Consider the following 14262-nt stretch of genomic DNA (forward strand, 5'->3'; position numbering starts at 1 on the left):
GTGGGTACTATTCCGTACCTGGCCCACCGAATCCTGCCAAATGCGAAAAAAACGCCCTCATCCGTAGATAAGGGCGAACGATTATTCTTCGTCCATCGACAAGACGGACATGAACGCTTCTTGCGGCACTTCGACAGAACCAACCATCTTCATGCGCTTTTTACCTTCTTTTTGTTTCTCGAGCAATTTACGTTTCCGTGAGATATCGCCGCCGTAACATTTGGCGAGGACGTTTTTACGGAGCGCCTTGATTGTCGAACGGGCCACGATCTTCGTTCCGACCGCTGCCTGAATAGGCACTTCGAACTGCATACGCGGAATGAGTGCCTTCAATTTCTCAACGATGACCTTCCCACGTTCGTAGGCGAAATCACGGTGCACGATGAAGCTGAGCGCATCGACAAGTTCGTTGTTGAGGAGGATATCCATCTTGACGAGGCGTGACGGGCGATAACCAATCAAGTCGTAATCAAGCGACGCATATCCTTTCGTGCTCGACTTCAACTGGTCGAAGAAGTCATAGACGATTTCACTGAGCGGGATGTCATACGTGATTTTGACACGCGTCGTATCGATATACTGCATGTCGATGAAACTGCCGCGCTTCTTCTGACAAAGTTCCATGATGGCACCGACATAGTCATTCGGTGTCATGATGGCCGCTTTGACGTAAGGCTCTTCAATCGACTCGACTTTTTGTTGTTCCGGCATTTTCGACGGGTTATCGACATGGATGACGTCGCCGGCCGTCGTTGTGACGTGATAAATAACCGATGGCGCTGTCGTGATCAAGTCGATCCCGAACTCACGCTCGATTCGCTCTTGAATGATTTCCATGTGAAGCATGCCTAGGAATCCGCTGCGGAATCCGAAACCAAGTGCTTGTGACGTCTCCGGCTCGAATTCGAGCGCCGCGTCCGATAACTGAAGCCGTTCGAGCGCTTCGCGTAAATCGTTATATTTGGCAGCATCGATTGGATACAGACCACAGTACACCATCGGGTTCATTTTCCGGTAGCCCGGGAGCTGTTCCGTCGATGGATTTTTAGCGAGCGTGATCGTATCACCGACGCGGACGTCGCCGACCGTCTTGATTGACGCCGATAACGTACCGACATCGCCGACGTTCAGTTCCTTCACCGAGACCGGTTTCGGTGTCGAGACGCCGAGATCCGTCACGTCGAACGATTTGCCGGTCGACATCATTTGGACTTTGTCCCCAACTTTGACCGAACCGTTGACGATTCGGATCGAGGCAACGACGCCACGATAGGCGTCATAATACGAGTCGAAGATAAGTGCTTGGAGCGGTGCCGACGGGTCACCGGTCGGTGGTGGAACGAGTTCGACGACCTGCTCGAGAATCTCTTCAATCCCGATTCCCGCCTTGGCAGAAGCCGGCACAGCGTCACTAGCGTCGAGCCCGATTACATCTTCGATCTCTTGACGGACGCGTTCGACGTCAGCCGATGGCAAGTCGATTTTGTTGATGACCGGGATGATTTCAAGGTCGTTATCAAGCGCGAGATAAACGTTCGCGAGTGTCTGAGCTTCAATCCCTTGCGCCGCATCGACGACAAGGACCGCCCCTTCACAGGCTGCGAGCGAGCGCGACACTTCATATGTGAAGTCGACGTGTCCCGGTGTATCGATCAAGTGAAGAATATACTCTTCACCGTCTTTTGCGGTATAGTTCAATTTAACGGCGTTCAATTTGATTGTGATCCCACGTTCCCGTTCGAGATCCATCGCATCAAGCGTCTGTTCTTTCATTTCACGCGCTGTGAGCGCACCAGTTCTCTCGAGAATCCGGTCAGCGAGTGTCGACTTCCCATGGTCGATGTGGGCGATGATGGAAAAGTTACGAATCTTCTTTTGACGATTCTCTAATTCTTGTTTGTTCATATATGGGTTCACCTATCCTTCTCATGCATACCGTGTCATTATATCAAAATCCTAAGTTAATGTGTACGACCTACTACAACAATACCACATATAGTTTTCAGAATAATCATCAAGTGGTTGCTTTTCGAATAACCGTTTGCTACAATTGTGCTTGTTCTGTTGAATGATTACTTGAAGTAATGAGAACATACACTTTCTTGTTTCAGGAGGTGAAATAACATGGCAAATATCAAATCAGCAATCAAACGTGCAAAAACTTCTGAAAAGCGTCGCGTAGCGAACTCGCAAGAGAAAGCAGCAATGCGTACAGCAGTAAAACGTGTTGATACTCTCGTTGTAGAAGGTAACAAAGAAGCGGCTCAAGAAGCTTTCGTCCTCGCTACGAAGAAAATCGACAAGGCTGCAGCAAAAGGTCTAATCCACCAAAACAAAGCAGGTCGTGACAAATCACGTCTCGCAGCTCGCATCGCAGCTCTCTAATTAGAGACTAAAACGAAACAGCCGCCTCCATTAGGAGCCGGCTGTTTTTTCGTATTTCATCACATAATGGGGTCCAATCCCTGGAATGTCGAACGCGTCACCAACCGTCACCAATCCATTCCGTTCATAGAACCGGACGGCGATTGCTCGAGCGTTGCACCACCACGAATCACTGACCGCTTCATGCAACGCCTGTAAAAAGGACGAGCCAATTCCTTGGCCAGCAAATGCCGGGTCCGTTGCCATCCCTCTGAGCTGATACGGCACCGTCTGACCGTCGAAGTCACGCTCCACTTCCATCACGGTCGCAATCGACATGACACGACCGTCTTCGACCCAGGCATAGTGGCGTGTCGTCTCGGCGTCATCCCCTTCAAAATAACATGTCTCGACTGCCTGTCCCGGCCGTAACACTTCATGCCGGAGCGGAATCACGTCCACGAGTCTCACTTCCTGTAATCCCATGTCTTCACCTCACAGTAACGTTAATTGGCAGACGAGTGTGTCAAAGACGATTTGCTTGTCGCCCCGTCCCGTCTTCATCGCCTCGTCCGCATCGGCAATCATCGTCAGCGCCCGGGCGAGCTGGGCCTCTGAGAAATTCCGGCTCGCTTGTGAGGCGAGTTTTACCGTATATGGATGCGCCCCGATTTTCGAGGCGATCTGCTTCTCGCCATAACCTTTCTCGGTCAACTGTTTGGCCAGATACATATTCCGGTACTGCCGGGCGAGGAGCGACAACAGACCGATCAATTCCTGCCCCTGTTTCTCCAAGTCCCGTACAAGCCGAAGCGCAGCATCCGCACGTCGGGCCACTAAAAACTCGGATAGCTGGAATACGTTATCCTCGAGCGTCCGCGGGACCAAGTCGTTGACGATCTCCATCGGGATGTCGGCGCCTTCACTCGCATAGAGTTGTAATTTCTCAAGCTCGCGCACGAGTTTTCCCCAATCGTCCTGACAGAGGAACAACAGACGCTCGACGGTCGCCCGCTCCATCTTTTGACCACGACGATTCAATTCGTCGCCGACGTAACGCATTAATTCGGATTGGCTCGGTTTTTTCGCTTCGAGGACGATGGCCCGTTCTTTCAGGCGTTTGACAACTTTTTTTCGTTCATCGAGTTTTTCCGCTTCAATGACAAAGACGAGCACAGAGTAAGGCGCCGGTTGTAAGACGTAATCCGTCAAGCGCTCGACGTTTTGTTTCTGCTTTTCTTTCGCCCCCGTCAAAAACTGGGCATGTTTGACGATGACGGTCCGATACTCACTGAAAAAAGGTACCGTCTCCGCTTCATCAAGCGCCGTATCGAGTGACGTCTCGTGCAAGTCGAGCTGCATGACATCAAATTGATCACCAGACGGGTTGGCGGCTTTGATGATCGACCGTTCCCACGTCTCTAGTAAATATTTCTCTGTCCCAAATAGGACATACACGTTCGACAACTTTCCGTTATGCAGCCACGGTTCATTCAAAACACACACCACTTTCACAATTTATTCTTATCTAAACATAGATTATCCTTCACTGATTCGCTATACTTAGGACGGAACCATTTCAAGGAGGGACTCACTATGCATATTAACTCTGTTCGCCCACAAAGCGAAAACCCGTTCGAGAACGACGTGCAGTGCAAACGTAACGATGCCATCGATTCAGCAATCGGCTTCATCGTCCCGTTCGGCTTTTTCTTCACCATCTTCGCGATCGGTGTCCTCATCAAGTTCTTGAGCTTATAAGTCAGTCAGAAAGCGATTGCCCCGGGGGAGCAATCGCTTTTTTAGTTTATCATAGATTTCTTGGAGTGACCCCCCTCGTTACGATCCCGCGACAGCGATTTCGTTCACAGACGACCATCCCGTCCTCGTCCGTCCGCAATAACCGTCTTCCTTCGATTCGCTCTAACGTGTCGGGGTGGGGGTGACCGTAGCGATTGTTCGCCCCGACGCTGACGACAATCCATTCCGGATCGACCCGCTCAATCAACTCACGACTCGAGGATGAGTCCGCCCCGTGATGTCCGAGCTTGAATACATCGACGTCGACGGTCGGGATCATCCCTTCCCGTGTGTCCGGTAAGTCTCCGGTCAATAAATAAGTGAGGTCCCCGACTTTCATGAACAGTGACACCGAGTTCGCATTCTCATCCTCTCCTGACTCGTCCGGGGCGACGACCCACATCCACGGGTACGGCCTGTCCCCGCTCGACAGGAGCCGGACCGGGACTTGATAAGCCGCCAGCTCGGCCAGTAACTCGTCTCGTTTGCCTTGATCCGCTACTTCCGCCGAGAGCCACACCTCATCGACTTCGATGGACGAGAGCAAACCGGACAGTCCGCCGACGTGATCATGATCGGCATGGGTAAGCAGCAAGAAATCGAGACGCGTCTCCCCTCGCTTCCATATGTACGGGGCGACGACATCCGCTCCCGGATCATACGTGGACCGTTTCGATTCCTTCGGGTCTTGAAACACTCCGCCGACATCGATGACCCCGGTCACATCGCCATACTCGACGACGATGGCATCGCCCTGCCCGACATCTAGAAACGTGACGCGTGGCTGTTCGGTCCATTCCAACGAGACGTGAAGGAAGAAAAGGGAACTGATGGCCAGCGCCCAGCCCGTCCAGCGCTTCCATTCGAGTAAGATCAACCCACCCCACAGCACGGCAGCGAGCGTTACAGCGTGCCAAAACGTGAACTCGTGCAACGGGAGCCACGGCTGCCAGTCATGGTGCAGTTGGAACGTCCCGTTCAACCCGTCGAGGACCGGATAGAGGAGTGGTTCCGCCGTCGGTACGAGGTACGAGAGCAGTGTGATCGGGATGATGAACCAAGAGATCAACAGCCCGACGAGCACGTTATATACCGGTGCCAACATCGATAGAATTGGTTGCACGGGCCATAGGAAGATGAGACCGAACCATTGCGCATAGATGGCCAATCCGAACGGCCCCTTCCAAATCGACCGGGTCACGAGCAAAAATAGCGTCATCGCGACCGTCAATTGAAACCCTAGATTCCAGAACAGATAAGGTTGCACGGCGAGTAGCATCGCGGCACACCAACTCAGTAACCGAATCGGGTCACGGACACGGTAGCCGAACAGCGACAACCCGAGCAACAGATCGGCGACGAGAACGGCCCGTGCGACCGGTGGCGAAAACCCGGTCAGCCAGCCGAACAGCGTGACAGCGGCGATGATGAGTTGCGTCTTCGTCTCCTGACGAAACGGCAAACCGCGCATCAGCCAACGGAACGCCAAAACGAGGAGCGCGATATGTGACCCGGAGATGACGAGCAGATGAAGCAGACCCGTGACCCGGTAAGAGAACGAGGTGTCCTCATCGAGCAATCGGCTCTCCCCAAACAATAACGCCTCCATGTATAGCGCCACATCTGGTCGATACGTTGCCTCGATTCTCGCGAGCTGCCGTTCTTTCCAGCGGAGCATCCGCCCAGCTATCCCGTCACTCGGACGACACGCCTCGATGGCGACGTCACTCCCTTTGAACGTCAGACCGGCTCCGAGCGCCCACGCCGACTCATTGAATCCGCCCGTATTACGCAGCGGTGCGAACGGGATGTGCGTGAACGTGACGAGGCACGTCTCTCCGGGACGACCGAGTGCGAGGTCACGACCGGTCAACACACCTTCCGTCCCGTCGATTTGTCCATACAGCCGCGCTGATAGTCCGTTGTCCCGCCGGCTCTCGATGGCGAACAGATAGGGCCCCTCCTCCGGCAACGGTTCGGCGTCAGGACGTACGAACACGAACAGAACGAGCAGGACGGCGCCGATATGCGCATAGACGGATTGACCGCGACAGGTGAACGCGATGGCGACAGTCAACAGGAGGCAGAGGGCGACCGACCCGTACATCCCGGCAATGAATAGGCTGATCGGCAATAGTGGATACAGCGGCATGTCACGGGACCAATAAATAGCCTTCCATGCTTTCTAACGTCTTCTCCCCGAATCCTTTGACGTTGCCAATCTCTTCGTATGACTTGAACGGCCCGTGTTGTTTCAAATGATTGAGAATCGCCTCGGCTTTGGCCGGGCCGATGCCCGGTACGGTCATCAGTTCGTCCTTCGTCGCACTGTTGACATGGACCCCGTTCGTCCCCCCGCTCGCTTCTTCAGCGGCCGGCACAACGACCGTCTCTCCTTTTTTCGGGACGCTCACTTTCGTCCCATCGACGAGCAGTTGGGCCAAGTTCAATTGCTCAGGGTCGGCCTCATCCGTCAAGACAGCGAGTGACAACACGTCACCGACACGCGCCCCTTGTGGCATCGTATACATGTCCGGTGCCTCGACCGCCCCGGTCACATAGACGACGATTTCGGTCGGGACGCTCGGCTCGACTTCCGGTTCGGGTGTCGCAACGAACTGTTCGACCATCGGCGTCTCCGGTTCTTTCGAATAAAACATATAGCCCACCCCGATAAACAGTCCAATCAGCAGCACGACGACATATCGTTTCCACTTCTCCATACGTCCCCTCCTCGAGCGAGTCTTTTCTATATTATGAAGAAACGTTGTCATCTGTGCCGAGGCCGAACTCGTCGTTTTCCACGCGCCTATCGGACGAAGGCATCCGCTTCCCGTACATAGCAAGACGACAAAAAAGAGACAAGCCGAAACTTGTCTCAGTGCTCTTCAAAATGTTGGACTTGGCTCGCGAGTGCCGCGGCTTGCCCTTCTAACTCTTGCATCAAAGCGAAAATCTGATCGAAGCTCGCTTGCTGCTCTTTCATCGAGGCTGCGACTTCTTCGTTCCCCGCCGCAAGTTCCTCGGTGACACCGCTCACTTCTTCAACCCGTTTCAAGACGTTCGTCACTTCCGAACTCGACGCGACCATCTCGCGTTCAATCGTACTGACAAACGAGGCGACGTGGTCCGTGCGGTCATGGATTCGGTTGAACGCCTGCTTCGTCATTCCGAACGCCTCGAGCTGTGCCGTCTGTTCCCGACTCGACTCTTCGACCATGTCCGTCAAGCGGACGACCTCGTCCCGAATCGTCTGGACGACACCAAAGATGGAACGTGTCGCCACGTTGCTCTCCTCGGCCAATTTCTTCACTTCGCTGGCGACGACTGCAAAACCTCGTCCTGCCTCCCCTGCCCGTGCAGCCTCGATGGCCGCATTCAAGGCGAGCAAGTTCGTCTGGGCGGCGACATCTTCCACGAGCTTCGCCATTTTTTCGATTTCTTCTGTTTTCCGGGCGAAATCATCCATCCGGTTGACGAGCGATGCGTTACGTTCGCTCGAACGTGCTAAAATCGCTTCCTGGTCCGTCAACGTCTCGATGCCGGCTGCGACTTCGCGTGTCATCTCAGACGTCTGTTCGGTCGTCTGCTTCGTCTGGTTCAAACTTGTCTCGAACGAGGTCGCCATGATGCCGACCGATTCAAGTGTCTCTTGCAGTTCGGTCGCAATCGACTGGGCCCCGTTCGCCATCTCATCGACCGCATTCGTGATGTTCGATGTCGTACTGACCACGGCCTCGTTCTCAGCAGCCGCCGTCTCTGTCATATCGTTCACTTTCATCGACGTGACACGGATGGAACCGATGACCGTCTGGAGCGACATCGTCATTTCCCGCATCGCTCGTTCTAAGCGTCCGATTTCATCACGTCGCGTCGAATCCGGCAGCGTGATCAATCGTCCGGCCGCGATTGCTTCCGCCGCCTCGACGTTGCGTTCGAGCGGGTGGGTGATCGAGCGGGCGAAGAAGAAGTTGTATACACTGAGTGCGACGATGACAAAGACCGTCAACAATACGGACACGAGCAGGAGACGTTTTGTCTCACTCGCCGCCTCGGCTTGTAACGCCTCGTAGAATGTTCCATTTTTCAAGAGAAGCGTATTCACATCGTTCAATACCCCTTCAAGCTTCGCCGCTTGAATCCGGGCGGCGATTCCGCCGGCCTCGGCCGCCTCGACCTCGGCTCCGATTCGCTCATACTTCATCGTCGCACGTTCGAGGTGGTTCGCAAATTCAGGAATAAGATACGTCTGTTTCAATGTCGTAAACGTCTCCGTGTTTGTCGTCCGAATCCGCTCGAGCTGCGTGAGCGTCGATTGGCTCATCTGCTCACCGAGCGAGGTCCAAAGGGACTGCTCCTGCAAGAGCGACGTCTCGAGTTGGGACAACTCAATCATCTGGGTGCCGTACTGCTCGTTATAAGTTTGCAGACGATTCAACGTCGACAAGACATAACTCATCATCAAGACAATCAATAAGACCGTGAACACGGTCGAAAAGATGAACCGTTTCCGTAAGCTCATTTCAGCGTCCCCTCCATCAACTGTTTCTGAAACGCCTCGAACCGTTTTGTCTCGTCGTCATCCCATTGGACACGACGAAGAGCGGCCAAACCGACACCGCCTTGATCGATCCCGAGTTCGACGTGAGCGTTGAACGCCTTCGCTTCGACCCGATCCGCGATTTCGACGATGGCCAAATCGACTTGTTTCAACATCGACGTGATGACCGCGTCCGGTGCGATCATCGATTGGTCGCTATCGACGCCAATCGCTTTCACGCCGTTCCGTTCCGCTGCTTCTAAGACACCGACCCCTGTCAGTCCTGCAGCGGCGTACAGCACGTCTGCTCCGGCTTCAATCTGTTTCTCTGCCAACTTACGTCCGATTTCAGGCGAGGCAAAATCGTTGGCGTAATCGACGAGCATCGTTACGTCTTCATTCACGCCTTTTGCACCGAGCTCGAAGCCGGTCCCGAATTTTTGAATCAGCTCGTTCTCGACACCCCCGATGAAACCGATTTTATTCGATTCCGTCTCGAGCCCCGCGACTGCCCCGGCGAGTGCACTGCCTTCCGTCTCTTGGAACGTCACCGAGATGACGTTCGGTAACGTCGATACGGCATCAATCAACGCGAACTGTTGCTCTGGATGTTCGGCCGCCACCGCTTCAAGATCCGTCTGACATGCGAAACCAAGACCGATGATAACATCATGCCCGTCCGCGACGAGCTGTTCGAACCCCGCTTTATATGTCTCCGTCTCGGCAAGCTCGCGATAGTCGACGAACCATTTCCCTGTCTCCCGGAGTTGCCCCATGCCGCGCATCGCCGCGTCGCTGAACGATTGGTCCCCGAGACCAACATCGGACAAGACGACGCCCATCGATTGACGTGTTTCCACAGTTTGTTCCGGTTGGTCGATGACAGACTGACAACCGGGCAACCAAGTCACACATGCGGCCAATAAGCCGATGATGAGTGATTTCTTCATAATAGCTACTTCCTCTCTCTAATGGTCTGACATCTCCCTTATCGTCAGAAACCGATCGAGTTTGAAGTCTTTCCTATCAAATTTAGAGGAATCCGCACGAAACAAAAAAGCCACAGACGATTGTCTGTGGCTCTCGGCTCACTCTTCGGTCGCGGCGAACGTCGATTCGCTCAATTCGCGATTCGCGCTCGGCTGGACGTTGCCTTTACCGGCAAAATTGTCGAGTAAATCTTTCATGTCGATTCCTGACGACGCTTTGAGCGTCTGTTGGAGCGATGCCATCAAGTCTGTAGCGTAGCCTGTGACTTTGCCGGCACCCCCATCTTTCCCGCTGCCCGTATCGACGACCGTGATCTTGTCGATATTGCCAAGCGGTGCTGCAATCTGTTTCGCGTAGTCCGGAAGCATCTTGACGACCATGTCGAGAATGGCAGCCTGTCCATACTGTTCGAACGCTTCGGCGATTTTTTGTTTCGCTTCGGCTTCGGCGAGACCCGTCAAGCGGATAATCTCGGCTTCGGCTTCCCCTTTGGCCCGTTCCGAGTCCGCTTCGGCCACACCGGCGAGACGAACGCGTTCGGCGTCAGCTTTCGCTTCCGCTTCGATACGATATTTCTCGGCATCGGCCGAGGCGATTTGACGCGCCTTGTCGGCTTCCGCTGACTGTTCGATCGCATAGCGGTCGGCGTCGGCCTTTTTCTTCACTTCTGAATCGTATTGTTTCTCACGACGCATGATTTCTTTCTCTTCGAGCTCGATTTGCTTTTGACGCTCGATGATTTGGACTTGCATCTGTTGCTCGGTGACTTCTTGTTTGGCGCGGGCTTCTTCAAGTTCATACGCTTGGTCGGCCCGGGCCTTGGCGACGTCTTGCTCACGACGATAGGCAGCGATGCGGAGCTGGTTCTCTTTCTCGGCTTCTGCGATTTCCGAAGCCCGTTCGAGTTCAGCTTTCTTCGCGTCTTTCATCGCTTCTGCTTGTTTGATGCGTGTCTCTTTGTCCGCTTCGGCCGTTGCGATATCAGCATCGCGTTTCACTTGCGCGATTCGTGGTTTCCCGAGTGATTCGAGATAGCCGTTCTTGTCACGAACATCTTTAATCGTGAACGACACGATGACGAGCCCCATTTTCGCCAAATCTTGTGAGGCGACGCGTTGGACTTCTTGTGAGAACTTATCACGGTTCTTATAAATCTCTTCAACTGTCATTGAACCGAGGATGGAACGGAGGTGACCTTCGAGCACTTCTTTCGCCTCGTTCTCGCGTTCGATTTTCGGTTTGCCGAGGAACTGCTCGGCCGCCGTTGCGATCTCGCTGATCGAGCCACCGATTTTGATGATGGCCGTACCGTCCGCCATGACCGGTACGCCTTGCTCAGTGTACACTTCCGGCGTCGTCACTTCAAGTTTGCTCGAAAGAAGGCTGAGCGGTTCCGCTTGCTGGAACACCGGCAAGACGAACGTTCCGCCCCCGCGGATAATCTTTACACGGTTGCCCGACGCGTCGCTATGGACGTTCTTTTTCCCTAAGTAACTGCCGGTGACGATGAGCGCCTCATCTGGTCCGACCGTGCGATACTTCAACACGAAGACGAAAATCAAGGCGAGCAAAATCACCCCGACGATAATACTGGCTAATATGGCTGTGCTCATAAGTTAAAACTCCTTTCGGATTGTCGGCTCGTCATATTCCATGACGACCGCAATGTTTCGTTCGACTTCGATGATGATGACCCGTCGATCACTCGGAATCGCTTTGCCGTCCACACTTTGAGCCGTCTTTAAAATCGAACCGATGACCGATTCGACGAGTACTTCCCCGTAACCGCCTTCCGGAACGGGGACGGTCAACCGTCCGACAAGTCCGACGAGCGATTCATCGGTCATCCCGATCGATTCTTCCGCGTTCGATAACGGCAAGAGGACGAATAAGTACAGGAGCGTCGTGAGCGCGAACGATCCGACGAGTGCGACGGCGAGCCCGATCATCGGGGACACATGGGCGAGCGCGTTCAAAATGAGGCCGATGCCCGCACCGAGTGCTAAAAATGACAGGATGACCGCTGGATTGAACCAACCATCGAATAAATCAAACGCATCTGAAAATAACATGTACAAAAATGTACCGAGACCGGCGATGATGAGTACCCACCAATACAGCTGATCTAACGATTCCATTACCACTCCTCCTCGGCGCGACGCTGTCGTTCATAGGAAAGAACACGACGCAAATGTTCGACTTCGAGTGCGAGTGCTTGCTCGATCGTGTCCCATTCGGACAAAGGCCGGGTCGGTTGATCGACCACCTGCCGCACACGTCCTAACGTCTGTTCGAGACGCAAGCGGTCGTAGCGATCGACCGCTTCCGCTCGCTCTTGTCGCAATAGCGATAAAAAATGATCGACTTCCGCTTGCAGCGCAATGATTTGTTCGGTCGCCGCGGCCGACGATTCTTGCATCAGCAGGCGACGCACCCTGACTTGATGGGCGATCAGCTTCGCAATCCTAGCCTCTAGCTCGAGAATATGTTTATAGAGAGATCCCGCCTCATCTTCATCCGTGTCATCGCGCCACCACATCTCCGACTCACCTCTCTTCTTTCTTTACTCACTTGTCTATACGTTTAGAGCGAAACTTTGGTTTCAAAATATCTAAAAAAAATGTAAGATTGATTTGCTAGAGTTAGAAAGGAAGTGCTCACGTTGGGCAATCAAGTCATCAAATTGTCGACCGCGGCCCAAGAAGAACTTATCGCGAGTTATCGGGCCCACGCGGTCAATCCACCGCCCCATGCACGATTCAGTGCCAAAACACCTCAGTGTGTGATTACGGTCTACAATTCGGGTAAAGTCATGTTCCAAGGACGCAATGCCGACAGCGAGGCCGCAAAATGGGGAACGAGTATAAAGAAAGAACCAAGTGTGCCTAAAACCGTTCTACCGGAAGGCTTTTCGGACTGGTCTGTCATCGGGAGCGATGAAGTCGGAAAAGGAGATTATTTCGGACCGCTCGTCGTCGTCGCCGCCTATGTGCCGAAAGAGAAAATCGCCCTTGTCAAAGAGCTCGGGGTCAAAGACTCAAAACTGTTGTCCGATACAGAGATCGTCCGCATCGCCAAAGATTTACATGTTACCATCACCTATCAGAAAGCGACGCTGCACAATCCGGCGTATAATAAGATGCAGCGAACGATGACGCAAGGTAAAATGACGGCCATCGCTCATAATGCCGCCTTGTCGGCCTTATTACAGAAGCTCGATGCGACACCGGACGCGATTTTAATCGATCAGTTCGCTGAAAAGAACGTCTATTACAACCATTTGCGATCTGAAAAGGCGGTCGTCAAAGACGACGTCTATTTCTCGACTAAAGCGGAAGGACTGCACGTCGCCGTGGCCGCCGCCTCGATTCTCGCCCGGGCCTTGTTCTTAAAAGAAATGGACAAGTTAAGCGCGACACTCGGGGTCACGTTACCGAAAGGGGCCGGTGCCAAAGTCGATCAAGTCGCTGCCGAGTTGATCATCCGTTACGGTCAAGAACGTTTGAACGAAGTGGCGAAAGTCCACTTCGCCAACACGAAGAAAGCGATCCGTTTGAGTGAGCTGAAACGATAGTCCTCACTTCGAAGATATGGTATATTAATTTTAGGGTTTAATGAACTTAAAAATTTTTGGAGGATAGCGTTCATGTTGCATTATAAAACGTACACTTTAAGCGACGACCATCCTTGGGTCATCTTCATCCATGGCGCCGGTGGAAGTCTGTCGCATTGGTATCGTCAAATTCGGCCGTTCAAAAAAAAATATAACGTGCTCTTGCTCGATCTCCGTGGACACGGCGGCTCGTACAACGAAGAACAGTCGTTGAACCAACCGCTGAACGCATATACGCTCGACGTCGTCGTCGAAGACGTCGTCGAAGTCATGGATCATTTGAAGATTGAAAAAGGACATATGGTCGGCCTGTCGCTCGGGACAATCGTCATCCAGGCGATGTTCGAGCACCATCCGGAACGAATCGCTTCCGTCGTGCTCGGTGGGGCCATCGTCAAGTTCAACGTCCGCTCGACGTTGTTGATTCGACTTGGCAGTCTCGTGCAGAGCTTCGTGCCGTACATGTGGCTGTATCAGTTGTTCGCGTGGATCTTGCTACCAAAAAAACGTCATAAAAAATCACGGATGATGTTCGTCCGCGACGCGGCCAACCTATGCCAGCGCGAGTTCATCCGCTGGTTCAAGATGACCGAGAATATGAATCCGTTGCTTCGTCACTTCTCGTCAATCGAGACGAACGTACCGATTCTCTATATTATGGGTGATGAGGACTACATGTTCCTCGAAGCTGTCGAACGGACCGCGAAACATCAACCGACGGCTCGCGTCCAGGTCGTCTCGGACTCGGGTCACGTCGTCAACGTCGACCAACCCGATCACTTCAATTCGATCTCGATGGCGTTCATCGATCAACAAGTCGGCTCACTCGCCGCCAGCACATCTTAAAGAAAGACGGTCCTGCAAGGTAATCTGTACCCCTTGTAAAGGACATTAATAAAAAAACTTATGCTGATTCAAGGAGATGATTCCTGTACTGTACGGGAGTCATCTTTTT

The 14262-nt window shown here is 53.3% G+C and carries 14 protein-coding genes; 4 read left to right on the forward strand and 10 right to left on the reverse strand.

Annotated features, from left to right (window positions below; translation table 11 throughout):
- Window positions 1-81: 81 nt before the first annotated feature.
- Window positions 82-1905: a translation elongation factor 4 gene (gene lepA, locus KNP06_RS08320; RefSeq protein WP_214763241.1), complete on the reverse strand. Its 1824-nt coding sequence runs from the start codon at window positions 1903-1905 to the stop codon at window positions 82-84.
- 219 nt (window positions 1906-2124) lie between these two features.
- Here lepA and rpsT point away from each other — a divergent pair, with 219 nt between their 5' ends.
- Entirely contained in the window at window positions 2125-2385 is a 261-nt protein-coding gene (rpsT, locus tag KNP06_RS08325) for a 30S ribosomal protein S20 (RefSeq protein ID WP_034778152.1), read from the forward strand.
- Window positions 2386-2415: 30 nt separating this feature from the next.
- On the opposite strand, the gene KNP06_RS08330 is transcribed toward rpsT, so the two are convergent.
- Together KNP06_RS08330 and holA are read right to left on the reverse strand one after the other, a co-directional pair.
- Window positions 2416-2850 (reverse strand): GNAT family N-acetyltransferase, encoded by a 435-nt coding sequence (locus KNP06_RS08330; RefSeq protein WP_214788472.1) that lies wholly within the window; start codon window positions 2848-2850, stop codon window positions 2416-2418.
- Between the two features lie 9 nt (window positions 2851-2859).
- Entirely contained in the window at window positions 2860-3870 is a 1011-nt protein-coding gene (gene holA, locus KNP06_RS08335) for a DNA polymerase III subunit delta (protein ID WP_240731338.1), read from the reverse strand.
- 90 nt (window positions 3871-3960) lie between these two features.
- Here holA and KNP06_RS08340 point away from each other — a divergent pair, with 90 nt between their 5' ends.
- On the forward strand, window positions 3961-4125 hold the full coding sequence (locus KNP06_RS08340; protein ID WP_016508105.1) for a YqzM family protein: 165 nt from the start codon (window positions 3961-3963) through the stop codon (window positions 4123-4125).
- 49 nt (window positions 4126-4174) lie between these two features.
- Here the strand turns inward: KNP06_RS08340 and KNP06_RS08345 are convergent, their stop codons facing one another.
- The 7 genes from KNP06_RS08345 to KNP06_RS08375 all read right to left on the reverse strand — a co-directional run bounded on the left by KNP06_RS08345 (window position 4175) and on the right by KNP06_RS08375 (window position 12233).
- Window positions 4175-6316: a ComEC/Rec2 family competence protein gene (locus KNP06_RS08345; RefSeq protein WP_214788475.1), complete on the reverse strand. Its 2142-nt coding sequence runs from the start codon at window positions 6314-6316 to the stop codon at window positions 4175-4177.
- A gap of 1 nt (window position 6317) precedes the next feature.
- Complete coding sequence (locus KNP06_RS08350; protein ID WP_034778163.1) at window positions 6318-6887, reverse strand: helix-hairpin-helix domain-containing protein; 570 nt, start codon at window positions 6885-6887, stop codon at window positions 6318-6320.
- Window positions 6888-7042: 155 nt separating this feature from the next.
- Complete coding sequence (locus tag KNP06_RS08355) at window positions 7043-8686, reverse strand: methyl-accepting chemotaxis protein (RefSeq protein WP_214712729.1); 1644 nt, start codon at window positions 8684-8686, stop codon at window positions 7043-7045.
- On the reverse strand, window positions 8683-9654 hold the full coding sequence (locus KNP06_RS08360; RefSeq protein ID WP_214712732.1) for a BMP family lipoprotein: 972 nt from the start codon (window positions 9652-9654) through the stop codon (window positions 8683-8685). Before KNP06_RS08360 ends, KNP06_RS08355 begins: the two co-directional genes overlap by 4 nt.
- A 138-nt stretch (window positions 9655-9792) precedes the next feature.
- Window positions 9793-11307, reverse strand: a complete 1515-nt coding sequence (locus KNP06_RS08365) for a flotillin lipid rafts scaffold protein FloT (protein ID WP_034778170.1) — start codon at window positions 11305-11307, stop codon at window positions 9793-9795.
- A gap of 3 nt (window positions 11308-11310) precedes the next feature.
- A complete protein-coding gene (locus KNP06_RS08370; RefSeq protein ID WP_034778172.1) occupies window positions 11311-11832 on the reverse strand; it encodes an NfeD family protein in 522 nt (173 codons plus the stop codon).
- Complete coding sequence (locus KNP06_RS08375; RefSeq protein WP_034778175.1) at window positions 11832-12233, reverse strand: hypothetical protein; 402 nt, start codon at window positions 12231-12233, stop codon at window positions 11832-11834. Before KNP06_RS08375 ends, KNP06_RS08370 begins: the two co-directional genes overlap by 1 nt.
- Window positions 12234-12356: 123 nt before the next feature.
- Between KNP06_RS08375 and rnhC the strand changes: the two genes are divergently transcribed.
- Together rnhC and KNP06_RS08385 are read left to right on the forward strand one after the other, a co-directional pair.
- A complete protein-coding gene (rnhC, locus tag KNP06_RS08380) occupies window positions 12357-13268 on the forward strand; it encodes a ribonuclease HIII (RefSeq protein ID WP_214788478.1) in 912 nt (303 codons plus the stop codon).
- Between the two features lie 72 nt (window positions 13269-13340).
- Complete coding sequence (locus KNP06_RS08385) at window positions 13341-14153, forward strand: alpha/beta fold hydrolase (protein ID WP_138859206.1); 813 nt, start codon at window positions 13341-13343, stop codon at window positions 14151-14153.
- The last annotated feature ends 109 nt before the right edge of the window (window positions 14154-14262 follow it).

The sequence above is a fragment of the Exiguobacterium sp. s21 genome, assembly GCF_018617975.1.
Lineage (GTDB): Bacteria > Bacillota > Bacilli > Exiguobacteriales > Exiguobacteriaceae > Exiguobacterium > Exiguobacterium mexicanum_A.